Genomic DNA, 26,006 nt, shown 5'->3' with positions numbered 1-26,006 from the left:
ATTGAATCATAGTTGGATATATTAGGGGAGACACAATAATGTCTCCCCCTTTTTAGCGTGCTTAGTCTGAAGAAAAATAGATGTCCCTGATTAAAATGTTATAACGTTATTTTTATTACGCAATGCTACGGTTATGATTTTATTTTAAGAAAATACTATCATATACTTGTGATATAAGAAAAAGTAGAAAAGGGGTATGAATAATGGAAAACAACAACATTCCGACATTATCGTATAAAGGGAATGCAAGTACAGCTGTGCCAATACTTGCACATGAAGCGGATATCCAAACGGTTACGGCAGAACAATGGTTAAAAATCTCTGATGAGGGTTTACAACTTGAAGGGCTATGCTTTGATAAAGATGGGAATCTCCTTTTATGTGAAGTATTTGGGGGCACAATCTTTCACGTAGCTTTGCCAGAGAAAAAAGTGACAACACTATTTCAATCACAAAAACAAAATCCAGCGACAGTTAAAATACATAAAGATGGAAGACTTTTTGTTTGCTATTTGGGAGATTTTGAAAGCTCAGGAGGCATCTTCGCAGTAGATTCAGAAGGTGAACAAGAAGTTCCAATTGTTTCAGATATTGATACTGAATATTGCGTTGACGATTTAGTATTTGATAGTAAAGGTGGATTTTATTTTACAGATTTCCGTGGTTATTCTACAAACCCTAAAGGTGGCGTATATTATGTGTCATCAGATTATAAAACGATTACACCTGTTATTCAGAATCTTGCTGTGGCCAATGGTGTGGCCTTAAGTACTGATGAAAAAACATTGTGGGTTACAGAGACAAATGCAAATCGATTACATCGAATAGATTTATTGGATGATGGTGTTACGATTGCGCCATTTGGTGCCTCTATTCCTTATCACTTCACAGGACATGAAGGCCCAGACTCTTGTTGCATTGATAGCGATGACAACCTTTATGTGGCAATGTATGGCCAAGGAAGAGTACTTGTTTTTAATAAAAAAGGCTATCCAATAGGTCAAATCTTGATACCAGGACGTGACCAAGGACACATGTTGAGATCAACGCATCCTGCCTTTATTCCTGGCACAGATCAATTAATTATTAGTGCGAACGATATAGAAATGGGTGGAGACTCTTGGTTATTTACTGCTAAAGGTTTTGCTAAAGGCCATCATAGTTATCAATTTCATTAATTCTCCAACTGAATAAACAGATATAGAAAAAATGTAACTTCGACTCGGAGTTACATTTTTTCTATATTAAGGTTCTTAATGCGTAGTAATGCTCTTTAATAAAAATCGGGAAATATAATTTGACGTATTATTTTATAAAAAAGCGAGTTGTAAAAAATAGTGACCTATGTGTATAAAAAAAGTGATTTGGATAATGTAAAATAACTACAAATGTGATAATAACTACCTTTAAATAATAAATACGCTGTTGAAAGCGCATAAAAAGTTAAGTATGATATAAAATAACAAAGGGGGTGCCTACTATTTTTAATAAGAAAACTAAAAATAATGGCGAAAAGATTAGGACAAAGAAAGAATTAGGACTTACGTCTGCTTTAATTACTTTAATCATTATGATAACTTCAATGTTATTTACGGTAGCTGTGCTTGAAAAAGAGCCTCATATACCATTAATGATTGGTACGGCAGTCGCGATTATTATAACCATGCTACATGGTTACGCATTTAGCGAAGTAGAAGAAATGATGTATAAGGGGATTCGACATGCATTGCCCGCTATAGTAATCATTATTCTCGTAGGTTTAGTAATTGGCTCGTGGATAGGTAGTGGTGTAGTAGCTACTATGATTTATTATGGACTGCAATTAATCGATCCAAGATATTTTTTAGTCGTAGTAATTGTGCTCTGTGGCGTTGTGGCATTAGCTATAGGTAGTAGTTGGTCTACAATGGCGACAGTAGGCGTAGCATCTATGGGTATTGGCCTGAGCATGGGTATTTCTCCAGGTATGGTTGCGGGCGCAGTCATCTGTGGAGCTTACTTTGGAGATAAAATGAGCCCATTATCTGATACGACCAATTTAGCTTCTGGTTTGTCTGGTGTTAATTTATTTGAACATATTCAGCACATGTTTTATACAACAATACCGGCTTTGGTAATATCACTAGTTGCATTTTTCTTTATCGGTATACGTTTTGGTGATAAAAATTTTGATACAAAAAATATAGATGAAATACTGACTACGATGCAAGATAGTTTTGTGATTACACCGTGGTTACTCATAGTACCATTGGCAGTCATCGCACTTGTAGTAGTCAAAGTGCCAACAATCCCATCGATTTGCGTAGGTATTATATTAGGGTTCTTCGCGCAACTGTTTATACAAGGTGATTCCATTGTAGAGGGGTTAACAGCACTACAAACAGGTTACACGATTGAATCAGGCAATTCACTGGTTGATGAATTATTTAACCGTGGTGGTTTAGAATCGATGTTCTATACGATTTCACTTACACTTGTCGCAATGACATTTGGTGGCGTACTTGAATATTCAGGCATGTTAACTGCATTAATTTCAGTTATTTTAAAATTTGCTAAAACTACTGGATCATTAATTGCATCTGTAATAGTGTCATGTATTGGTACAAACTTTACATGTTCCGAACAATACATATCCATTATCGTCCCATCTAGAATGTACGCTGGGGCATTTAAAAAGAAAAATTTACATGCTAAAAATTTATCCAGAGCTTTAGAAGATGGCGGTACGTTAACGTCTGTATTTGTACCATGGAATACATGTGGTGTATTTATTGCTTCAACATTAGGTGTGTCTGTTATAGAATATGCGCCTTATGCAATTTTAAATTACACAGTACCAATCATATCTATTATATTTGGATATATCGGTTTTAAAATCATAGGATTAAGTGAAGAAGAAATTGAACAAAATAGAAAAGAAGAAGAAGCGAACTTAACATAATACAGCATTGTGTTTTAAAATCAGTCATCATGTTGATTTGTAACAGTTGTATTTAACACCAGTGTAGCAAGGTAAATAATATAATATGAACTCAGTTTATAGATATATATCTGATTAATTAAAATTGTCCGAATATATTGAAAAATAAATGCACTCCAAAGTTGAATGTAGTTTCAATTTTTAGGAGTGCATTTTTCATGTTTAGGGTTCGTTTTTGATAAGTATTTAAAAATAATAAGGGGCTGTGTGTTAACGTTTTTGTAACGAGTTAATATTGAAATATTGAAATTTAAACGTATACTGGAAAGTATTAATTATGTTTCAAGTAGAGGAGAACGTGCATGGATATTAAACAGATGAAGTATTTTGTTGAAGTTGTAAACCAAAATAGTATGACAAATGCTTCCAAATCTTTATATATTGCTCAGCCAACAATTAGTAAAGCGATAAAAGATTTAGAAAAAGAATTGAACATGACACTTTTCGATCGCAGTAAACGACAACTTGCATTGACTGATGCGGGAAGAGTGTTTTATCAAAAAAGCAAAGAAATTTTAACACTCTATAATGATTTGCCTAGAGAGGTTAATAGTCTACTTGGTTTAGAAACAGGTCATATCAGTATAGGTTTATCTGCAGTGATGAACATGAATAAGTTTATTCATATACTTGGTGAGTTTCATCAGAAATATCCAAATGTAACATACAATTTAGTGGAAAATGGTGGGAAGATGATTGAGACTCAGTTAATTAAAGATGAGCTTGATATTGGTATTACCACAATTCCAGTAGATCAGTCCATTTTTCATTCTGTGTTACTATACGAAGAAGAATTGAAACTCGTATTGAATAAAGAGCACAGATTGGCGAATTATGAACAAGTAGATATGAGTATGTTAAAAGATGAGGACTTTATACTATTTAATGAAGATTTCTATTTAAATGACAAAATTATTGAATCGGCTAAAAATTCAGGATTTGTGCCAAATACAATTTCTAAAATTTCTCAGTGGAACTTTATTGAAAATTTATTAAGTGCACATCTTGGTGTGAGTATCTTACCAGAGAATATTGTGAATTTACTTGATGGTAATTTTAAAAGTATAAAAATTGATGACCCGACAATGCGTTGGGAGTTAGGCGTTATATGGAAGAAGGATAAATATTTAAGTCATGCGACTAAAAAGTGGATTAAATTTATGAAACAACGATTATAAAAAGTACTTATATAGCTTATCGTTTTTCTAGTCAGTCTTGAGAGGGCAGGAAGAAATCAAATTTTGATTTCTTCCTGCCCTTGTTTTGTTTACAACAACGTAAATAATCAAATACAAAGTCATGTAAGTGTTGTGATAACAAAGACTTTTGAATGAAAAGGGTAAATATTAAAAGTTTAATTTTAGTATTTAATATAATGAAATATAATAGACTCAATCGCTTACATGAATAAAAGTAATAGGTGTCATTGATAATCAATATTTTTATTATATTACGTACGGGCTTATACTAGTATATGTAATCAACAAAACACCAAATAAAAATGACGATAAAGGGATGATAAAAATGCAGATGTCACTAAAGGTAGTTAGAGTTTTATTTCAAATATTAATGATTATGGCTATTACGTATGCTGGAAATGTCTTGCAAAGTGTTCTGCACATTCCAATTGCGGGAAGCATCGTAGGCTTAATCTTATTTTTTCTCTTACTACAATTCAAAATTATCCCATCACAATGGGTTAGTAAAGGTTCGAATTTTTTCTTAACAACTATGGTATTTTTCTTTGTACCGTCCGTTGTAGGCGTCATGGATGTCGTATCTGAGATTAATTTAAATTTCATTTTATTCTTCGCAATGATTATTTTAGGAACTTGCTGTGTTGCTTTAATTTCAGGGTTTATAGCGGAGAAAATGGTTAGAACTACGGAATATGGGAATGGACAAGATTAGATGACACTTTTAAATGGTTTGATAATGATTGTCTTAACAATTGTTATGTATGTTGGAGCTAAAAAATTACAGCAAAAATTTAAAAAACCTTTTTTAAATCCAAGCACTCATATCTTCTATTGGTATTATTGCTATCTTGCTTCTATTTAATGTAGATTATCAAGGTTATATGGTTGGCGGTCAATGGATTAACTATCTATTAAACTGTACAGTGGTTTGTTTAGCTTTTCCGTTATATCAAAACCGTCATAAAATATTAAAACATGCCAATATCATATTCAGTAGTGTCTTCTCAGCAGTGATATTAAACTTCGTATTTATCTTCTGCTTGTTGAAAATATTAGGCTATTCAAGAGAAGTTATTATGACGATGTTACCACGCTCTATGACTGCCGCAGTTGGTATAGAAGTTTCAAATCAACTGGGCGGGGTAGATACGATTACTGTTATGTTTATCGTCGCGACAGGATTAATTGGTAGTATATTAGGGTCTTATTTATTAAAAGTGGGAAGATTTAAGACCGCTATTGCAAAAGGTTTAACGTACGGTAATGCTTCACATGCATTTGGTACGGCACAAGCATTTGAAATAGATGGTGAGTCGGGTGCTTTTAGCTCTATCGGCATGATTTTAACAGCCGTATTAAGTTCTATTGTCTTACCGATACTCGTCCTCTTATTATATTAAGTTTTAAAAACGAACTAGATATTTTACTGAAAACAACATCAAAAGAATCAACGATTTAAAATGATTGAAATTTGAAAGGAGCTATTTTAAAAATGGCAAAAATAAAAGCAAATGAAGCATTAGTAAAAGCGTTGCAAGCATGGGATATTGATCATTTATATGGTATTCCAGGAGATTCTATAGATGCAGTCGTAGATAGTTTAAGAACAGTTAGAAATAATATTAAATTTGTTAATGTTAGACACGAAGAAGTAGCAAGTCTAACTGCTTCAAGTTATACAAAATTGACTGGTAAAATTGGGGTAGCATTGAGTATTGGTGGTCCTGGTGTAATTCACTTACTTAATGGTATGTATGATGCAAAAATGGACAATGTACCTCAACTTATTTTAGCTGGTCAAACAGATAGCACGGCTTTAGGTACGAAAGCATTCCAAGAAACAGATATTAGCAAATTAGTTGATGACGTGTCAGTTTATAACCGTCAAATATCTGAAAATGACAAAGATATATTTGGTATTGTCAATGAAGCGATTCGTACTGCATATGAGAAAAAAGGTGTAGCCGTATTAATCTTGCCGAATAACTTATTAACAAATAAAGTTAAAGATACAACAAATACAAAAGTGGACACTGCACCACCAGCACGTGTAACACCAAAACCACGTAGTATTAAAAAAGCAACTAAGCTTATCAATAAAAGTAAACGTCCAGTAGTACTTGTCGGTATGGGTGCTAAACATGCCAAAGATGAACTACTTCAATTTATTGAAGCGGTGAAAATCCCTTCAATTATTACGCTACCCGCGAAAGGTTTATTAGCAGATGCGCATCCTTATAATATTGGTAATCTAGGTAAAATCGGTACGAAAACATCTTACCAAACAATACAAGATGCTGACCTATTAATCATGATAGGTACGAATTATCCTTATGTGGATTATTTACCTAAGAAAAATATTAAAGCAATTCAAATTGATAACAATGCTGAAAATATTGGCCATCGTTTCGATGTGAATGTGGGTATTGTTGGTGACAGTAAATTGTCATTGCTACAATTAACTGATTCAGTTAAACACGTATCAGAGCGTGACTTCTTGACTAAAACATTAGAAAGAAAAGCAACTTGGGATGCATGGATGGCAAAAGATATAGAAGATAACAGTAAGCCAATTAGACCAGAGCGTCTAATGGATGCGATTAACCAAGTGAGAACAGACGATGCAATCTTTTCTATTGATGTGGGTACGTCAACAGTATGGTCAACGCGTTATTTAAACTTAACAGTTAACAATAAATTTATTGTATCTAGTTGGTTAGGTACAATGGGTTGTGCATTGCCAGGTGCCATTGTCGCTAAAACTGCATATCCTAACCGTCAAGTTGTCGGTATTGCCGGTGATGGTGCATTCCAAATGGTAATGCAAGACTTTGCAACAGCAGTACAATATGACTTGCCAATGACATTCTTTGTATTAAATAACCAACAACTTTCATTTATTAAATATGAACAACAAGCAACTGGCGAATTAGAATATGCAATTGATTTCACAGATATTGATTACGCAAAATTTGCTGAAAGTTGTGGTGGCGTTGGTTACACATTAACTGATCCAAATAGAATTGATGAAGTAGTTGAAGATGCAATGTCACAAGACCGTCCAACAATTGTCAATGTGTACGTTGATGAAACTGCGGCGCCTTTACCAGGTAAGATTGTGATGGATGAAGCAATGAATTATGGTAAATGGGCATTTAGATCAATTACAGAAGATGGAAAATTAGACCTAGAGGAGTTACCTCCAATGTCTACAGCGGTAAAACGTTTCTTCTAAACTTATATATTATATTAAAGCTACCAATCAATTTTATGCTTGGTAGCTTTCAGAGTGTCGACAAAGTCTCGGACTTTGTCGACACTTTTTTGTGCATGCTTTCCGCGGGAACAGCCTCACCCTGTAGTCTTCGGCAAGTGCTTTTCCCGCAGGAGTCGGCACAAATTACTGCCATTTTTTAAACGAAAATAATATAATATATTTAAATTAAACAGTGGTGGTATTTTTATTTAGTATGTTACATAAAAATTTTAGTGTTACATATCCTTATTCATTAAAGTGGACACTTGAATGAGTATATAGATGAATGTATAATAATATTCAAATATATACTTTAATGAGAGGTTGGAGGATATGAATAAAAATGAAACGTGTGAAGTTTTCTGTTATGACGAAAAAAAGGTTAATAAAGTACAGCATGATTTACAAAGTATAGATATTTCCGGTGTTTCTCAACTTTTGAAAGCAATCGCGGATGAAAATAGAGCTAAAATTACTTATGCTTTATGTCAGGAAGAAGAATTATGTGTATGCGATATCTCAAATATCATAGGTGTGACGGTCGCAAATGCCTCTCATCATCTTCGTATGCTTAATAAACAAGGAATACTCAAGTTCAGAAAAGAAGGGAAAATGGCTTTCTATTCGCCGGATGATGAACATATCAAGCAGATTATGATGATGGCGTTAACGCATAGGAAAGAAGTGAGCGCTAATGTCTGAGCAGACAAGACAAAGTAACAAATAAAGAAAGTAGTACATATCGAGTACAGGGTTTTTCATGTGCCAATTGCGCAGGCAAGTTTGAAACTAATGTTAAAAAACTGCCTAATGTACACGATGCAAGTGTTAATTTTGGCGCCTCTCAAATCTCTGTGCAAGGTGAAGCAAGTATTGAGGAATTGGAAAAAGCCGGTGCGTTTGAAAATTTAAAAGTAATACCAAAAACCACAACACGTACAACTTCGAATTCAAAGGATGAACAAGAAGAAAAGATTCCGATTTATAAGAAACATAGTACATTGATTTATTCGGCGTTATTTATGGCGCGGGTTTCATTTCCATGTTTATTAATGGAAATGAAAATATCGTAACGGCGCTTTTATTTATCACATCAATGATTGTTGGTGGCGCTTCCATGATAACAACTGGTCTCAAGAATTTGATTCAATTAGAGTTCGATATGAGAACATTGATGACAATTGCTGTTATAGGTGGTGTCCTTATCGGTGAATGGGCAGAGGTATCGGTTGTGGTGATTCTATTTTCAATTAGCGAATCATTAGAACGCTTCTCCATGGATCGAGCCAGAGCATCGATTACTTCATTGATGGATGTTGCGCCGAACAAGGCTTTAATCAAACGTAATAATCAAGAAATGACTGTACATGTTGATGATATTGTCGTTGGTGACATTATGATTGTAAAACCAGGTCAAAAAATTGCGATGGACGGTATTATAATTGATGGCTACTCATCAATTAATCAATCAGCAATCACTGGTGAATCTGTTCCAGTTGAAAAGTATAAAGATGATGATGTGTTTGCGGGCACATTAAATGAAGAAGGATTTCTAGAAGTAAAAATTACAAAACGAGTTGAAGATACTACAATATCCAAAATTATACATCTCGTGGAGGAAGCACAAGCAGAACGTGCACCGTCACAGGCATTTGTAGATAAATTCGCAAAATACTATACACCTGTCATCATAGCGATTGCGGCAATGGTTGCTGTATTGCCGCCCTTATTCTTTGAAGCAAGTTGGGATAAATGGGTATATCAAGGGCTTGCAGTTCTTGTGGTTGGATGCCCGTGTGCCCTTGTTATTTCTACACCAATAGCCATCGTATCGGCAATCGGTAATGTCGCGAAGAAAGGTGTACTTGTCAAAGGTGGCATTTACTTAGAAGAAATCGGAGCACTGAAAGCAATCGCATTTGATAAAACTGGCACTTTGACTAAAGGTGTTCCAGTCGTGACTGATTTCAAAGTTATCAATAATCGAGTGGATGAACGTGAAATACTGTCCATTATTGTCGCATTAGAATATCGATCTCAACATCCATTGGCTTCTGCAATTATGAGTAAAGCGAATGCTGAACACATCTCTTATTCAGATATTATTGTAGAAGATTTCTCTTCTATTACAGGTAAAGGTATAAAAGGTAGCATAGATGGTCGTATGACTTACGTTGGAAATTCAAAAATGTTTTCAGAATTATTAACTGCAAACAATGAAAATAAAGTTAGAAATTTAATTGCCTCTCTTCAAGAGCAAGGTAAAACAGTGATGCTAGTAGGAACGGATCAAGGTGTCGAAGCCATAATCGCTGTGGCTGATGAAGTGCGAGAAACGAGTCAGCAAGCACTGCACAAACTACATCAGGCAAGTATTGAAAACACTGTCATGTTAACAGGTGATAACCAGAATACTGCGGGAGCGATTGGTAATCAAGTTGGTGTTACAGATATAAAAGCAGAGCTTCTACCTGAAGATAAACTTAAGGTGATCAAACAATTAAAATCTAAATATAAACGCGTGGCTATGGTTGGAGATGGTGTCAATGATGCGCCAGCTTTAGCGACTTCGACAGTCGGTGTTGCTATGGGTGGAGCAGGCACGGATGCGAGCACTTGAGACGGCAGATGTAGTATTGATGGGAGATGATTTGAATAAGCTGCCGTTTACGATTAAACTGAGTCGTAAAACGCTGAATATCATTAAAGCGAATATTACTTTTGCAATAATAATAAAAATTATTGCATTGCTTTTAGTTATTCCGGGTTGGCTAACACTTTGGATCGCGATACTTTCAGATATGGGTGCAACGCTACTTGTGGCATTGAATGGTATGAGACTTATGCGAGTTAAAGAAAATGAGTAACAATTAAGCAGACAATTTTTTCGTCAAACAATAAAAGCGAGTATTATCGAACACTTTCGAGAAAGTACATTCTCTTGGCTGAAAAGCCCTTCCCCCTAAATATAAGATAAAAGCTTAATTTCTCAAATTTGATGTTGAGAGATTAAGCTTTTTTATATACAATTACAGCGTAAAATATGAACAGAAGTGATTACAGGGTTCCCTGTATCTCGTCTATATATAGTAGGCGTTTTGTATAAAAAAACAAGTAACAGAAAAGCTTATTTCACAAAAAATAGGCTATATATGTAAATAAACAACAAATAGCGACTGACGTTAGTTTGGGTGAAGAAAGGAAGAGCGTGATGTTCAAATCATTTTTCAAATCAAATCGTTTTAAAACGCCACATACATATGCATTATTATTAATAATTATTGCCTTTTCAAGCTTACTTACATACTTGATACCGACGGGGAGTTTGAACGTGAGAAAAAAGATGGACAAACCTTGTTTGTTTCAGGATCTTATCAAGAAGTTGAACAACATGGTGTATCATTTTTCGATATATTTAGAGCGATACCTGAAGGATTAATCAGTGGTGGAGAAATTGTATTCTACATCTTTTTAGTAGGTGGCGCATTCGGTATCGTACATAAGACAGGCGCATTTGAAAATGGTGTTAATAAAGCGATGCAAGCATTAGGAACATATAAAGGATTTATGATTCCTTTAACAATGACTATCTTCTCTATCCTAGGGTTTTCTATTGGCTTGGCAGAAGAAACGATTATTTTCGTGCCAATCGGTATCATTATAGCTCGAACATTAGGTTATGACGCACTTACAGGCGCCGCAATGGTAATACTTGGGGCAGCCAGTGGATTTATAGGTGGTATGCTCAATCCATTTACAGTCGGTGTAGCGCAATCTGTAGCTGAATTACCCATGTTTTCAGGTTGGGGATTAAGGACAATCATCTATCTATTTATTTTAGCGACCGCGATAATGACAGTAATGTTTTATGCAAGAAAAGTTAAGAAGGATAAAACTAAAAGTCTCGTTTATGAATTGGAACAAGCAGAAGGTGATGTGGAAGCTAGAATGTCCACGCCACGCTTTACGAAAAGACAGGCAATGGGTCTAGGTTTAATTGTTGCGGCGATTGTATTAAACGTATATGGTATTTTTACTTATGGTTGGTCGTTTAATGAAATGAGTGCCAACTTTTTACTCGCTGGTTTATTAGCAGGTTTCATTGGTGGCTTAGGGATGAATGGCACTTTTGATGCAATGATTGAAGGTATGAAAGATATACTATTTGGAGCAATGATTGTTGGTTTTGCTAAAGGTATTATTGTAATTTTAGAGAATGGTCAAGTCATCGATACAATTGTATATGGCATGACAACTTTATTAGCAGATATACCTTCTTCAATGGTAATCATAGCAATGTTTATACTACAATTTTGCTTGAATTTCTTTATACCATCTGGTTCAGGCCAAGCATTAACAACAATGCCCTTAATGGTGCCTATATCTGACTTATTAAACATTAATAGACAAGTTACTGTGCTTGCCTTCCAATATGGCGATGCGATTAGTAATGTTTTATTCCCAACGTCCGCAATTCTGATGGGCGCATTAGCTGTTGGGAAAATTACTTACACACAATGGCTTAAATTTGCGTGGAAATTAATTGTGATATGGGTCGTGATTTGTAGTATCGGGATGTCTATCGCGTTAATAATCGGTTATTAATTGCACATCATAGTGAAAAGAAGTTATAGCATTTTGAAAAATAGAATACGAATGGATATTGTATAAATTTTTAACTTAGTATATACTAAATTAAAAGAAATCGTCATATTGCGTGTTACTGGTTAAGCAGGCATGAGCAAACAAAGCGACTATCGGGAATAGTCTGTTTGCTCATGCCTTTTTGTGTGCGTTTTGACGGTAAAGATAGAGAAGGGATGTTTTGTATATGTTTAAAAAGTTTTTTGGACAATTGCAACGAATTGGTAAAGCGTTAATGCTACCAGTTGCAATTTTACCAGCCGCTGGTTTATTACTAGCAATTGGTACAGCAATTCAAGGGGAATCCTTACAACAATACCTTCCATTTATACAAAATGGAGGAATTCAAAATATTGCTGATATGATGGCGAGTGCAGGTAGTATTATATTTGATAACTTGCCAATCATATTTGCGATGGGTGTTGCAATCGGTTTAGCTAGTGGTGACGGCGTTGCAGCTATTGCTCGCATTTGTCGGCTATATCATTATGAATAAAACGATGGGCGCATTTTTACATGTCACAGAAGATAATGTAGCAGATGCTCGCGAGTGGTTATGCGAGTGTATTAGGTATACCAACATTACAAACAGGGGTATTTGGCGGTATTATCATTGGGGCGCTTGCTGCTTGGTGTTATAATAAATTCTTTAATATTTCATTACCATCATATTTAGGTTTCTTTGCTGGTAAACGTTTTGTGCCGATTATGATGGCACTGACTTCGTTTGTATTAGCATTTCCTATGGCTTTAATTTGGCCACATATTCAAACGGGTTTAAATGCATTTAGTGAAGGTTTACTTGACGCCAATACAGGATTATCTGTATTCTTATTCGGATTTATCAAACGTTTATTAATACCGTTTGGCTTACATCACATTTTCCACGCACCGTTTTGGTTTGAATTTGGTTCATGGACTAACGCAGCAGGAGAAATTATTCGTGGTGACCAACGTATCTTTGTTGAACAAATTCGTGAAGGAAGCCATTTAACAGCAGGTAAATTTATGCAGGGTGAATTCCCAGTAATGATGTTTGGCTTACACTGCAGTTGCTTTGGCTATTTATCATACAGCGAAACCTGGAAGTAAGAAAATTGTGGCTGGTTTGATGGGTTCTGCAGCTTTAACTTCGTTCTTAACGGGTATTACGGAACCATTAGAATTCTCATTCTTATTTGTAGCGCCATTATTATTCTTTATTCATGCAATATTGGATGGTTTAGCGTTTTTAACAATGTATCTATTAGACGTGCATTTAGGATATACATTCTCAGGTGGTTTTATAGACTTTGTATTATTAGGTGTGTTACCGAACCAAACAAGTTGGTGGCTAGTGATTCCAGTAGGACTGGTATACGCAGTAATTTATTACTTTGTATTCCGATTCTTAATCACAAAATTCAATTACAAAACGCCTGGTCGTGAAGACAAGCAAGTTGAAGCTTCTACTGCAACAGCAAGTGAATTACCATTTGAAGTGTTAGATGCAATGGGTGGTCAAGAGAATATTAAACATCTTGATGCTTGTATCACACGCCTACGTGTTGAAGTAAAAGAGAAGAGTAAGGTCGATGTTGGTGGATTGAAAGCATTGGGTGCTTCTGGCGTGCTTGAAGTGGGTAATAATATGCGGGCAATATTCGGTCCTAAATCCGATCAAATCAAGCATGATATGGCTATGATTATGAAAGGTGAAATTACAAAACCAAGTGAAACGACAGTGCCAGTAGAGGACGATAATAAAGTAACGCAGATGGACGATTTGGATGAAGTAGAAATTTATTCACCAGGTAAAGGTCAAATCATACCTTTATCAGAAGTGCCTGATCAAGTTTTCGCTCAAAAAATGATGGGCGATGGTGTAGGATTTGTTCCTGAAGATGGAGAAATTGTGGCACCATTTGACGGTACGGTGAAAACAATATTCCCTACCAAACACGCCATTGGTATTGAGTCAGATGAAGGTATAGAATTACTTATCCATATTGGTATTGATACTGTTAAATTAGATGGTGCTTGGTTTTGAAAGTATGGTTAGTACAGGAGACACAATTAAAAAAGGACAAACGCTAATGCACGTTGATTTAGACTATATTAAAGCAAACGCGCCTAGTATTGTGACGCCATTGATATTAACAAACTTAGAAAACCGAACACTTGAAATAACTGAAGTAACAGACGTGAAATCAGAGCAATTGATTATGACAGTTAAACAAGACTAAATAATCATAAAAATATAAACTTTAAGTGAAACTGCAATAATGTAGTTATATAGCAACTCAAACAGTTCGAATTAATAAAAATTCGAACTGTTTTTTATTTTTTAAGATAAAATGTTGAAATATTCTGAAATTATAAATATCATAGGAGTTATGATTATACTAAAAATGAGGGTGAAATTATGAACTATAGACCATCAATGCAAGTGATGCCTAAAGTAACACTTGTGCCACCAGAGTCAAATATGGCTGAAGCATTATATCAAACAATTAAAGAAAATTTTTCACACTTAGAACCATTTCTAGAATTTATTACGGAAGATGTTACAGTCCAAGACGAAAGTGCATATTTGAAAATGATGATTCAACAGCATGCGGACAATACAGGTCGCTTATTTCTTATTTATTATGAAGATGATCTTATAGGTACCATAGATTTACATAAAATAGATACGAAGAATCGCAAAGCAGAAATTGGTTATTGGATTGCTGAAGATTATACAGGTAAGCAAATAACAACGACGTGCGTGAAGTATATGTGTCATTATGCATTTGAAACATTAGGCTTAAATAAATTGACTATTTTAGCCGATGTTCGAAATATACCAAGCAATAAAGTGGCTGAAAAAGTTGGCTTTTCTTTTGTTGCTACTGATTATCAAGATCTATTCGATGGAGAAGTATTTAGAGATATGAACCGTTATATATTATTAAAAGAACACTTTCACTAAAATAAATTAAACACTTTCATCGCGTTTTAAAAATAATAATTTGAAAGGGGATGGATATGGATATCACAAGAGGCATAAACCATATTGGATTAACGGTACCAGATATTGAAGTTGCAACTATTTTTTTCAAAAAAGCTTTGGACGGAAAGGTAGCCTATGATAGTCAAACAAAAGCCGATGATGCACGATCAGGTGAATTTGTAGAACATGTCTTAGATATAGAGCAAGGGGCAAAAATTATAAAGAAACGTATGATGGTATTTCATAATGGACCTAATATAGAAATGTTTGAATTTAAAGATGCGGCTCAGCAAAGGCCGAGCATCGTTACAAGATATGGGTTTTACACATATTTCATTTTACGTAGATGATTTTGAAGCTACTCTTAAGCGAGTGATACAAGCAGGGGGCAAACCGATTTCAGAACCACACAGTAATACAAAATATGAAGATACAGCAAATAATAAAACCGTATATATACGCACGCCATGGGGAAGTTTAATTGAATTACAAACTATTCCTGAGGGTTATTATTATCCAGATGACAGTGAAACTAAAGTGTTTATACCTAAAAAATAAATATAAAACTTTAACTAAGGGGAATCGATGATGTTACAAAGAAAATTAAATATCGCGAATTTAAAGACACCTATTCATAAATTAGAGTCACTAAGTCAGTCACTAGGTAAAGACATCTATATTAAAAGAGATGACTATACAGGAACCGAAATTTCAGGTAATAAGGTAAGGAAGTTAGAATATACAATACAGTATGTATTAGATAACGGTTATGATACAGTCATTACAACTGGAGCAATCACATCTAATCATGCGCGTGCAACTGTCGCTGTCTGTGCACAATATAATATAGAATGTCATTTAATATTGAGAGGCACAAAGAAATACTATGAAGGGAATTTGTTTTTGGCAACGATGTTAGGCGCTCATATACATCTTATAGAACCCAATGCTTCAAGAGAAGAAGCAATGGATTCATTGTATATAGAATTAGAAGAAGGCGGTAAAACGCCATTTAAAATACCTGCAGGTGCATCTGATTGGATAGGCGCTCATGGTTATATCAATACTTATGAAGAAATATTAGAACAAGAAATCACGTTAGGCGTTCAGTTTGATTCTATTAATTTAGCTGTAGGTTCTGGTGGAACATACGCTGGACTTTGGTTTGGCAAAACGAGTAATAACTTAGAAACTCAAATCATTGGATATGCTGTAAACAAAAATGCTGAAACTTTTAAAAATAAAGTCATTGAGATTATTAAAGATTTAGACAAAGAGACGGCCTCGTTTGAATCCATTTTAATCAACGACGAATATATTGGTTTAGGATATGGTCAAGCAACGGATGAAGAACTCCAATTTTATATCGACATCGCGCAACAAGAAGGAATAATATTAGATCCCACATATACTGGAAAAGCTTTTCGAGGACTTGTTGAGGAAATAAAACAAGGTCATTATGATGATCAAGCAATGCATTTTGTTTATTCATACAGGTGGTTTACAAGGCTATACACAAGAGATAAGAACGCGAATTGAACAATTAATTGATGTAAAATAATACGTAGACACTATAAAAGTCGAAAGCGATGCTTTAAAAATATAAAATGGACAATTGCTCAAAGGATATGAGCTGTTTTTAAATATTATATTATTGTATTTTGGAGCAAATACGTTGATTATTCTTCTGAAAATGTTTCATAATGAGATACAATTTGTGTGACGAGGAAGGTGTTTAAAATGACGCAAACATTGACTACGATAGAATCATTTCACGCGTTTGTTAACAAACATAAATTAGCGATTATACATGTGATGAGAGACAATTGTAGCGTTTGTCATGCAGTTTTACCACAGATAGAAGGACTTGTAGGTGAATACACTAATGTGTCACTAGGCGTTATAAATCAAAGCAATTTAGAAGCTATCGTCGGTGAACTATCGATATTTACTGTGCCGGTAGATTTAATATATTTAGATGGAAAAGAAATGCACAGACAAGGTCGTTTTATTGATATGCAACGATTTGAACATCAGTTGAATTTGATGTATCAAAGTATAAATTAATACAAAAATAAGACACCTCGTTTTAAAGTTACTCTAACATAACTTTAAAACGAGGTGTCTTATGTATAAAAATTATAATATGACTCAGTTAACACTACCAATGGAAACTGAAATTTTGATTTCATGTTCCCATCTTTGTGTTGTTGATATTTTTAATAACACAGAATAATTAAATTGTCTCAAATAAAAATGAGGGTAATTAGATTAAAAGTTTCATGTTTCTTAAAATTAATGTATGATAAAGAATATTAATAGCGCAATAGGGGGATGTATATGCGAATAGAAAGAATCTGTCCTGATGAAGCAGAGGCATTATATACTTGTATGAAGAAAATCGACCAAGAAACGCAGTATATGTTGTATTTGCCAGATGAACGTAGTTTTGATAAAGAAGCATTTATTGATGATATTAAGCGCAATTTTTATATTGGTGTTAAAACAGATGATAATGAAATCTTAGGCTATTTGTCTGCACATATTAGTACATTGTCTAAGGTGAAACATATTGGTTATATTGTGACAGGGCTCGTTAACAACAAGCAACAGCAAGGCTTATCAACAAAAATGTTTGGTGAAACAATTAGGTGGGCGAAGCGCAAGGGGTTAAGACGCTTAGAATTAAATGTGATCACATCGAATACACCTGCTATAAACTTTTACGAGAAATTAGGGTTTAAAATCGAAGGTATTAAACGTGAATCGATTTATATGGATGAACATTACTATGATGAACTTTATATGGCAATGATATTAGATCAAGACCTTATTCCTAATGCTATGCGCATGTTGTAGTTGTCTGGCGAAAAGACAAGGTAAGATTGAGCAATCAATGATATATACATAAAATTAAAATATTAAGCTTGCGTAATTGCTTTTACTAAAAATGTGAACTACTTTATTATAAAATATATATATCAGACGAATTGAAGGAGGTTATATATTTTGTTGAAAAAAATTGTAGCATTAACGAGTATTGGTGTAATAACTTCCTACTTTTATGCTAAAGTAAAAGAAAAACGTAGTTATAAAAGCTTTTTATATGAAGCAATGATAAGAGCTACTCAAATGAAAAAGCCATTTGAAAGTGTAGAAAATGCGCAAAAAATCTTGAAAATTGTGATGAAAGATACAGAGGGGCCACATAAAGGCACGGGCTATAGCTTTCGTAACGATGTTCGAACTACAAACATACAAAATACAACGACATATGTAGTGAATGATAAAGCAGATAGCCAGCAGCGAGTTGTACTGTATTTACATGGAGGTGCGTGGTTCCAAGACCCCATTAAAATGCACTTTGAGTATATAGATATACTTGCAGATGAATTGGATGCGAAAGTCATTATGCCTGTATATCCCAAAGTCCCACATGCAACTTACAAAGAAACGTTTGAATTGCTTACTGAAATCTATAATAATATAATTGCTCAAGTAGAACATCCACAACAAGTGATTATCATTGGTGATTCGGCAGGCGGTCAAATTGCATTGTCATTTGCACAATATATCAAAACATTAGGCTTAGAACAGCCAAGTAATATTGTCTTGATTTCTCCTGTTTTAGATTTAACATTATCTAATCCTGAAGCACCAGTGTATGAAAAAATAGATCCTATGTTAGGCATTAAAGGTACACAATATTTCATAGAATTGTGGACAGGCGACACACCATTAACAGATTGGCGTGTTTCTCCAATAAATGGTGCATTAGATGGCTTAGGACACATTACAATTTCAATAGGCACAAAAGAAACGTTATACCCAGATGCAGTGAAATTATCGAACTTATTAAATGAAAAAAATATAGAACATGATTTCTTACCAGGTTATAATTTATTCCATATTCATCCAATCTTTCCAATTCCGGAAAGACGACAATTTTTAGAACAACTAAAGCAAATTGTCAATAAACATTAAAAAAGGCTGTTTTTTGGCCGACTTCTGCAGAAAAGCACGAGCCGAAGACTACAAGACTTTGGCTGTGACTACGTAAAGTGTGCATAAAAAAATTGCCAACAAAGTCTTAGACTTTGTCGACATACTGAAAGGACCTTTCAATTTTTGGAAGGTCCTTTATTTTATAAAATACTACTTACGCGAGTTATTTTAGGAAACGACGCACGTAAGTAGTATTATTTATTTTTTAAATAAGCTGGGAAAAATTCTGTGAATAGGTCAATAAATGATAAATACACATCTTTTTCTACATATTCATCTACTTGATGCGCTTGACTGACTAAACCAGGACCATACATAATAAATGAAAAATCTTCGTCCTTATCTACAAGTAGGTCAGAAGCATCGGTTACACCTGGTGAAGCTTCTAAAGGTAAATCAGCATTTAAATATTTGGTGCCCATTTCGTGTGCTAATTCTGCTAGTTTATTTTGACCCGTTGTATAAACAGGTGGTCTAGACATATAAGTGTCGATTTCAATATCTGTATGATCAGTTTCAACTTGTTTTAAAATTTCATTGAAATAGGAAATGAATTGTTCGTTATCATGTTCTGGGATTGTACGTATATTAAATTCTGACTCAGCATGTTCGGGAATGGAGTTCACTTGGTTACCGCCATTAAAGATAGTAGCATTCATAATGGCATTACCTAAAAGCGTATTACTTTTATCAAATTTTTCAAAACCTTCATCCGCTTTATAAACAAATTTCACGAGTGGCGAAATCGCATTAAAACCAAGGTGTGGCATCGAACTGTGTGAAGCTTTACCTTTTGAAGTAACACGAATATCCATTGAACCTTTATGTGCATAAACAATTCTATCTTGAGATGGTTCGGCAATAACAAGTGCTTCGACATCTTTCATATAACCTTGTTCTTGGAAAGCTTTTGCGCCTTCACCTACGATTTCTTCGCCTGCAGTTGCGAGTAAACGAATTCTTCCATGGTCTATTAACCCTTGTTCTTTGATATCAATCAAGCTGATAACCAATGCAACAAGTCCTGATTTCATATCTGCAGAACCACGTCCATAAAATTTATTATCTACTTCAGTTAATTTGAATGGGTCATATGTCCATTTATTTTTATCGCCTTCTGAAACGACATCCATATGCCCTGAAATACCTAGAACAGGCCCATCTTCACCAATTTCTGCTATTAAATTTGCACGTGTATCGTTGATTTTAATTATTTTGGAGTCGATACCATGTTTAGATAATAAACCTTTAAGATATTCACATACTTCAATTTCGTGGTCATTAACAGATTTAATACTTACTAAATCTTCTAGTACTTGAACTTTTTCTGCTTCTGAAAATTTACTCATCTTAATAAAACCCCTTTTCTTTAAATAATAACCATCTGTCAACTTAATTATATCTGAAGATTCCGACTAATTAAATTTTAACGTATTGAAATAGGGGATAAATAATGAAAGTGAAATTTATTCGAGTTTTTATTTATATTTTGAGCCCATATCGTATGTTTAACAAAAAAATCATACATGGCTCTTAGATGAAGTGCGATCTAGGGACCTTGTATGAGTATTAACATTGTGTGATAAAGTTTCTGTTTTTAATGAACTAGTAAGATTAGATTGTAATTCATCGGGTACGCGATTACTTTCAGTTGTTGTCTTTTCAGATGAAGCTTCATTATTGTATTCTACATTTTCAATGTTTGTAGGCTTATCAGTATCTAATACTGCACCCTTCATATCATTACCTTGCATACTTCCAACTAAAATCATAATGAGATAGCTACAAGTGATAAGAAATACAACACCAAGATATATAGAAACTACTAATTTAACAGATTTACTCATAAACTGCCTCCTATATAGATTTATTGTTCCCTACACACATAAGATAACATTTAATTTTTAATAACATGTTAAGAAGCAGTAAATATTATATATTTGTTTATGGCAAAATAAACCGCAATACTAAATTAAATTTAAATTTTTCGATAAAAAATATTTATTTTTTCTAAAAATATAAATGCCATTAAATAAGGGTTTATAAAGATAAAAGATGAATATTACATGTATTGTAAATTTGAATTTACGAAATATTAATCAATAATTCAAACAATTTATATTAAATCAATAACTGCATGGTAGCATAACGGTATTGATAGGTAGGAATTGTTTAAACGTTGTGAATGCTATTTTTAGTTGATACATCTTCACTATGTATTAAGAACATGATTAACCTCGCTTTGATATATACATAAAATTAAATACGCTGCTGAAAAGAGGGATAAAATTTGCTACTCATCATCATATGTGTAGGTCTCATTCTTTGGCTAGGTATTGTTGAGAAAAAACAACATTCCTACAGATTAGAAAAAGTACCGATACGCATAAATATAAATGGTATAAGAGGTAAATCTACTATAACTAGATTGATTTACAGTACACTGCGTGAGGATAACTACCGAGTTATAGGTAAAACAACAGGGACAGATGCACGTATGCTGTATTGGTTTACACCAAGAGAGTATCCAGTTTATAGGAAGCCTCAAGGAGCAAATATCGGCGAACAACGTGACATTATTCGCAAAGTTGTAAAACAAAAAGCCAATGCGTTAGTAAATGAATGTATGGCAGTTAATCCAGATTATCAAATTACATTCCAAAAAGACTTAGTGAAAGCAAATATTGGTGTGATTGTGAATGTGATGGAAGATCATATGGATGTGTTAGGTCCAACGTTAGATGAGGTAGCCGAAGCATTTACCGCAACCATTCCATACAAAGGACATCTTGTAGTGATGAAAGATGATTATACTAAATTTTTTGCTAAAGTTGCTAAAAAACGTAAAACAAAATTAATTGTTGTTAATAAAGAAGATGTACCTGAATCCTATCTCAGAAAGTTCGGTTACATTGTATTCCCAGATAATGTTGCAATTGCTATGGGCGTTGCCGAAGCAATGGGCATAGATCGAGATACAGCTCTGAGTGGCATGTTAAATGCGCCACCTGATGTTGGAGCGGTTGAAGTTAAATACTTTAATGCTAACAATTCAACTAACGTTTATGTTAATGCATTTGCTCGCAAATGAGCCGAAATCTTCAAAAGCAATACTAGACAAAGTTGAAACCTATAATTATCCATATAAAAAAATTGTACTTATATTAAATTGTCGCTCTGACAGGATCGACAGAACGAGACAATTTTGTGAAGATTTTTTAAAGGATGTCGAATTCGATACATTAATTTGTACTGGTAAAAGTACTCAAATGGTCAACGATGTAATGAAAGGCCAGCCGAATAAGAAGTATTTAAACTTCGAAGGTAAAGATATAAAAGAAGTTGAGCGCGCATTATATAAAGAGTCTCAAAATGCCTTGATTTTCTGTGTTGGTAACATTCACGGACCAGGTAAAGAAATAGCGCAATATATAGAAGGGATCAAATAATATGATAGGTTCAGAGTTATATTTTTCATTATTTGTGGGCATTGTACTAAGTCTCATCTTTGCCGAAAAATTTGGTATTAGTCCAGCTGGATTAGTAGTACCAGGATATTTAGCACTGATTTTTGATCAGCCGATTATGTTACTATCTGTACTCATTATTAGTTGCATTACATATTTCATTGTTAATCATGGTGTAAGCAAAATCGTAATTTTATATGGTCGTAGAAAATTTGCGGCAATGATACTTACTGGTATGGTATTAAAGTTTGTATTTGACATCATTTATCCCTTAACTCCTTTTGAAATGGTGGAGATGTCAGGGATTGGCGTTGTTATTCCAGGTATCATAGCAAATACAATTCAAAAACAAGGTGTCATTATTACTTTATCTACATGTATGTTATTAACATGTATTACTTATGTCATCTTATTCTTTTATAGCTTTATCAATTAGTAAGGAGCATAAATATGAAACAATCTAAACGATTTACTATAGAGGAACGGGTATTAAAATGGACGAAACGTCACAAAAAACGCAACTCTATATACACCGGCATTATTTTAATAGGGGCAATTGCACTTTTAATATTCACTATGTCATCACAAAAAGTTGAACCAGTTCAAGCTATGAAGAAAGCCAAGGATGATATAAGGATGACTTATTTAGGCAATATAGAAATGAATAAGCATATAAGGAAAAATAATATTAATGACACCTTTAGTCCGATAGAAAGTGTTTTAAATGCGAGTGATTACTCAACAGCAAGTTTAAAACTCACTAATTTTTCAGATGATAGAAAGACAAATATTAATATGAATTTAGAGAACGTCATGTTTTTGAAGGGTTTAAATATTAAAAGTTTAAATATTATCAACAAAGTCACCGATAATATAACAGCGAGAGAGTTTAGTAGAGCGGTAGAAGGGCAGGTCAGGTTATAATTATTTAACTGGAAATGGTTCGAATCCTATTAATAGTAAAACAGTACAGCAAACAGTTAAAGGTAAAAAAATTGCCAACGTTTCGTTTACAGACGTTGAATCTGATTACACGGACACCTTGAAAAATACAACATCGGTGAGTTTAGAACCGAATATCTATATTCCATTAATTAAAAAGTTAAAAGAGGAAAATGATTATGTTGTGGCTAATGTTGATTGGGGAATAACGGATGAACGCGCTGTTACAACAAGACAAAAGAAATATGCACATTCACTTGTTGATGCTTGGTGCAGATGTCATTATCGGTCATAACTCAGTTATTCAACAGATAGAAAAATACAAAGATACGAGTATTTTTTATAGCCTTGGTAACGTAACTTCTGAAGATTTTTTATCTAAAAATAAACAAGGCTTAGCTGTTCAGCAAAATTGGAATGGTAAAGATTCAGAATTTATGGTAACACCAATTAAATCACAAGGTGGAAAAATTACAGAATCCAATCCTAACAAAGTGGAAGAAATTAAATTATTGAACAATATTGAAAGTAAGAGTGTAGACCTTAAAAAAGAGAATGGAGGTTACGTATATGAACATTAAAACACAATGGGTGGGCATTACGGTAGTTTCAATAGTATTAGTCATCTTTTTATTAATTGTATTTGCTCGTGCGAATGAAGGCTTAGATCAATATGAACAAAATGAACTTAAAACATCGCATCACCAATATTTGTCTAAAGGAGCTTAAGTATGAGTATTTATAATAAAAAAACACTCATCGTAATCTTACTCCTTACTATAATCATTTCTTTTATCTTTTTTATAGCAACCAAAGAAGATAATTATAATAAAGATGAATTATATGAAAATAAGATTGCTGATCATGATCAAAACCCATCTGATGAAAATTATGGTGTTGCGTCTAATAACCCAATAGCAAGCCGTGTTGGTGAGAAAATTATTAAAGATGGAGGAAATGCTGTAGATGCTTCCATGGGTGTTTCATATGCATTAGCAATAACCGAGCCTCACTCCTCTGGCTTAGGTGGAGGAGGCGCGATGTTATCCTATGATGGCAAACCGAATGTTGCGCCAAAGCAATGGCAATACAAAGATATTTCATCGTTTAAATATGATGAGAAAGACGAAATAGGCACACCAGGTTTTGTACGAGGGATACATGATGCCCATAAAGAAGCGGGTAAAATGGATGAAGAGAAAATCTTAAACTATGTGATTCCTTTAGCAGAAGATGGGTTTGAAGTGGATTCGGAATTAGAACGCAGTTTAAAATTATATGGTTCTGATGTTGATAGAAACTCACCATTCTTTGAAGATGACAAAACTAAAAGAGAAGGCGAAGTAGTTAAACAGCCAGAATTAGCTAAAACAATTAAAGGAATTAGAGATCATGGGCCAGACTATTTCTATGATAAAGTGGGCGAAAGTGTTTCTGATCAAGTAGATGAAGAAATAACTGAAAAAGATTTTAATAGTTATAAAACCACGAAAAAAGAACCGGTTAGTACAGATTATTTAAATACTAAAGTATATTCTGCATCTAATCCATTAGGTGGCACATTGATGCTTCAAGGTTTAGAAATAGATGAAGCAACAAACAATCAAGTGCCACAAAATACCCAATCTGCACCAACAAATGAGCAAATAGATCCAAATAATCAAACTACCCCTAATAACCGTTTAGATTATATTACTGGTATTTTAAAATCGAGAGCACTTATGTATCGAAATAGAGATATAGTCAATGGCCAAGATGAAGATTACGATGAATACTTATCTCAAGATTATTTACTAGGCAAACTAAATGAAGTGAACTTTGAAAGTAATTTCAATACAAATAATGTAGATAATACCAGTACAACACACTTTGTTGTAGTTGATAAAGAGGGCAAAGTAACAAGTACGACTAATACCTTATCAAGTTTCTTTGGTTCAGGTGATTTTATGAAGGAAGGCTTCTATATGAATAACTCTTTATCAAACTTTTCTTCTGATCCGTTAAGCCCTAACCATGGTGGGAAACATAAAACACCTAGATCATATACAGCTCCAAGTATAGTGGTGGGTCCTGATTATTATATGGGTATTGGGACGCCAGGAGGTAATAAGATTCCTACCACAACCAATGAAGTCCTGATAGATTACTTAAAGGGTAATGGCACGCTTCAAGAGTCAATAGATAAGCCACGCTTTTACAATGATGGTGGTACAGTGTTTTATGAAAATGCTATGAGTAAGGCAGATGTTGCTATTTTCAAAAGTTTAGGTTTTAAAGTAGAAGAAAAACGAAATGATCCTAACTTTGGTAGTGTGCAAGCGAGCACTTTACAATAAAAATGATAAGACTGTAGAAATAGGTCACGATGTTGGTAATAGATAACATAAGACGCAAGCTAAATTGATGATTCTAGAAAACAACATAAATTTGATGACAAAAAGTGAAAAGGTAGATTTCCTATTTAAGGAAGTCTGCTTTTTTGTCATATTAATTTAAATAAGTTTAGGATGTTAGTCGGAAATAAATTTTATAAAGTTCT

14 protein-coding genes and 9 pseudogenes are annotated in these 26,006 nt (G+C 33.9%); 21 read left to right on the top strand and 2 right to left on the bottom strand.

Translation table 11 applies throughout. The features are described from left to right. The first annotated feature begins 203 nt into the window (after positions 1-203). From ABLV90_RS01630 to ABLV90_RS01555, 16 genes and pseudogenes are all read left to right on the top strand, one after another. Entirely contained in the window at positions 204-1,178 is a 975-nt protein-coding gene (locus ABLV90_RS01630; protein WP_460872002.1) for an SMP-30/gluconolactonase/LRE family protein, read from the top strand. A gap of 293 nt (positions 1,179-1,471) precedes the next feature. Beyond that, positions 1,472-2,941: a Na+/H+ antiporter NhaC gene (nhaC, locus tag ABLV90_RS01625; protein WP_460872001.1), complete on the top strand. Its 1,470-nt coding sequence runs from the start codon at positions 1,472-1,474 to the stop codon at positions 2,939-2,941. A 341-nt stretch (positions 2,942-3,282) separates the two neighbouring features. After that, positions 3,283-4,158 (top strand): cidABC operon transcriptional activator CidR, encoded by an 876-nt coding sequence (gene cidR, locus ABLV90_RS01620; protein ID WP_460872000.1) that lies wholly within the window; start codon positions 3,283-3,285, stop codon positions 4,156-4,158. 346 nt (positions 4,159-4,504) lie between these two features. Then, complete coding sequence (locus ABLV90_RS01615; RefSeq protein WP_002511542.1) at positions 4,505-4,891, top strand: CidA/LrgA family protein; 387 nt, start codon at positions 4,505-4,507, stop codon at positions 4,889-4,891. After that, positions 4,892-5,579: pseudogene (locus ABLV90_RS01610) on the top strand (LrgB family protein). A gap of 92 nt (positions 5,580-5,671) precedes the next feature. Further along, positions 5,672-7,414 carry a pyruvate oxidase gene (locus ABLV90_RS01605; protein ID WP_460871999.1) on the top strand — a complete coding sequence of 581 codons (1,743 nt, stop codon included), beginning with the start codon at positions 5,672-5,674 and terminating at the stop codon, positions 7,412-7,414. Positions 7,415-7,768: 354 nt separating this feature from the next. Then, a complete protein-coding gene (locus ABLV90_RS01600) occupies positions 7,769-8,137 on the top strand; it encodes an ArsR/SmtB family transcription factor (protein ID WP_460871998.1) in 369 nt (122 codons plus the stop codon). Beyond that, a pseudogene (locus ABLV90_RS01595) lies at positions 8,134-10,302 on the top strand (heavy metal translocating P-type ATPase). The gene ABLV90_RS01600 and the pseudogene ABLV90_RS01595 overlap by 4 nt, the downstream one beginning before the upstream one ends. A gap of 344 nt (positions 10,303-10,646) precedes the next feature. Beyond that, positions 10,647-12,040: pseudogene (locus tag ABLV90_RS01590) on the top strand (YfcC family protein). A 226-nt stretch (positions 12,041-12,266) separates the two neighbouring features. After that, positions 12,267-14,304 (top strand): annotated as a pseudogene (ptsG, locus tag ABLV90_RS01585) (glucose-specific PTS transporter subunit IIBC). Between the two features lie 179 nt (positions 14,305-14,483). Further along, on the top strand, positions 14,484-15,032 hold the full coding sequence (locus ABLV90_RS01580; protein WP_069833195.1) for a GNAT family N-acetyltransferase: 549 nt from the start codon (positions 14,484-14,486) through the stop codon (positions 15,030-15,032). 56 nt (positions 15,033-15,088) lie between these two features. Next, positions 15,089-15,611, top strand: a pseudogene (locus ABLV90_RS01575) (VOC family protein). A gap of 30 nt (positions 15,612-15,641) precedes the next feature. Continuing rightward, a pseudogene (locus ABLV90_RS01570) lies at positions 15,642-16,614 on the top strand (D-cysteine desulfhydrase family protein). A 179-nt stretch (positions 16,615-16,793) separates the two neighbouring features. After that, positions 16,794-17,120 carry a thioredoxin family protein gene (locus ABLV90_RS01565; RefSeq protein ID WP_460871997.1) on the top strand — a complete coding sequence of 109 codons (327 nt, stop codon included), beginning with the start codon at positions 16,794-16,796 and terminating at the stop codon, positions 17,118-17,120. A gap of 273 nt (positions 17,121-17,393) precedes the next feature. Continuing rightward, complete coding sequence (locus ABLV90_RS01560; protein WP_069817195.1) at positions 17,394-17,912, top strand: GNAT family N-acetyltransferase; 519 nt, start codon at positions 17,394-17,396, stop codon at positions 17,910-17,912. Between the two features lie 150 nt (positions 17,913-18,062). Continuing rightward, on the top strand, positions 18,063-19,037 hold the full coding sequence (locus ABLV90_RS01555; RefSeq protein ID WP_427706360.1) for an alpha/beta hydrolase fold domain-containing protein: 975 nt from the start codon (positions 18,063-18,065) through the stop codon (positions 19,035-19,037). Positions 19,038-19,252: 215 nt separating this feature from the next. Here the strand turns inward: ABLV90_RS01555 and ABLV90_RS01550 are convergent, their stop codons facing one another. Then, positions 19,253-20,407 carry an ArgE/DapE family deacylase gene (locus tag ABLV90_RS01550; protein WP_460871996.1) on the bottom strand — a complete coding sequence of 385 codons (1,155 nt, stop codon included), beginning with the start codon at positions 20,405-20,407 and terminating at the stop codon, positions 19,253-19,255. Positions 20,408-20,578: 171 nt separating this feature from the next. Further along, positions 20,579-20,905: a hypothetical protein gene (locus ABLV90_RS01545; RefSeq protein ID WP_427706364.1), complete on the bottom strand. Its 327-nt coding sequence runs from the start codon at positions 20,903-20,905 to the stop codon at positions 20,579-20,581. A gap of 443 nt (positions 20,906-21,348) precedes the next feature. On the opposite strand from ABLV90_RS01545, the pseudogene pgsB reads away from it, so the two are divergent. The 5 genes and pseudogenes from pgsB to ABLV90_RS01520 all read left to right on the top strand — a co-directional run bounded on the left by pgsB (position 21,349) and on the right by ABLV90_RS01520 (position 25,849). Continuing rightward, positions 21,349-22,507 (top strand): annotated as a pseudogene (gene pgsB, locus ABLV90_RS01540) (poly-gamma-glutamate synthase PgsB). Position 22,508: 1 nt separating this feature from the next. Beyond that, complete coding sequence (gene pgsC, locus ABLV90_RS01535) at positions 22,509-22,961, top strand: poly-gamma-glutamate biosynthesis protein PgsC (protein ID WP_002506667.1); 453 nt, start codon at positions 22,509-22,511, stop codon at positions 22,959-22,961. A 14-nt stretch (positions 22,962-22,975) separates the two neighbouring features. Next, a pseudogene (locus ABLV90_RS01530) lies at positions 22,976-24,048 on the top strand (CapA family protein). Beyond that, positions 24,038-24,196: a hypothetical protein gene (locus tag ABLV90_RS01525; protein ID WP_172793174.1), complete on the top strand. Its 159-nt coding sequence runs from the start codon at positions 24,038-24,040 to the stop codon at positions 24,194-24,196. The pseudogene ABLV90_RS01530 and the gene ABLV90_RS01525 overlap by 11 nt, the downstream one beginning before the upstream one ends. Positions 24,197-24,198: 2 nt before the next feature. Continuing rightward, positions 24,199-25,849 (top strand): annotated as a pseudogene (locus ABLV90_RS01520) (gamma-glutamyltransferase). The last annotated feature ends 157 nt before the right edge of the window (positions 25,850-26,006 follow it).

Source organism: Staphylococcus sp. 2S1, from assembly GCF_046721335.1.
Classification (GTDB): domain Bacteria; phylum Bacillota; class Bacilli; order Staphylococcales; family Staphylococcaceae; genus Staphylococcus; species Staphylococcus equorum_A.
The sequence above is the reverse complement of the archived record's forward strand: the minus strand, read 5'-3'. Positions and strand labels throughout refer to the sequence as shown.

What these genes read in the sequence shown, in the direction of transcription:
- ABLV90_RS01560 (WP_069817195.1), top strand. Translation starts at nt 17,394, where the DNA reads ATGCGAATAGAAAGAATCTGTCCTGATGAAGCAGAGGCATTATATACT.
- ABLV90_RS01550 (WP_460871996.1), bottom strand. Translation starts at nt 20,407, where the DNA reads ATGAGTAAATTTTCAGAAGCAGAAAAAGTTCAAGTACTAGAAGATTTA.
- pgsC (WP_002506667.1), top strand. Translation starts at nt 22,509, where the DNA reads ATGATAGGTTCAGAGTTATATTTTTCATTATTTGTGGGCATTGTACTA.
- ABLV90_RS01525 (WP_172793174.1), top strand. Translation starts at nt 24,038, where the DNA reads ATGAACATTAAAACACAATGGGTGGGCATTACGGTAGTTTCAATAGTA.
- ABLV90_RS01630 (WP_460872002.1), top strand. Translation starts at nt 204, where the DNA reads ATGGAAAACAACAACATTCCGACATTATCGTATAAAGGGAATGCAAGT.
- ABLV90_RS01615 (WP_002511542.1), top strand. Translation starts at nt 4,505, where the DNA reads ATGCAGATGTCACTAAAGGTAGTTAGAGTTTTATTTCAAATATTAATG.
- cidR (WP_460872000.1), top strand. Translation starts at nt 3,283, where the DNA reads ATGGATATTAAACAGATGAAGTATTTTGTTGAAGTTGTAAACCAAAAT.
- ABLV90_RS01565 (WP_460871997.1), top strand. Translation starts at nt 16,794, where the DNA reads ATGACGCAAACATTGACTACGATAGAATCATTTCACGCGTTTGTTAAC.
- ABLV90_RS01580 (WP_069833195.1), top strand. Translation starts at nt 14,484, where the DNA reads ATGAACTATAGACCATCAATGCAAGTGATGCCTAAAGTAACACTTGTG.
- ABLV90_RS01545 (WP_427706364.1), bottom strand. Translation starts at nt 20,905, where the DNA reads ATGAGTAAATCTGTTAAATTAGTAGTTTCTATATATCTTGGTGTTGTA.
- ABLV90_RS01600 (WP_460871998.1), top strand. Translation starts at nt 7,769, where the DNA reads ATGAATAAAAATGAAACGTGTGAAGTTTTCTGTTATGACGAAAAAAAG.
- ABLV90_RS01605 (WP_460871999.1), top strand. Translation starts at nt 5,672, where the DNA reads ATGGCAAAAATAAAAGCAAATGAAGCATTAGTAAAAGCGTTGCAAGCA.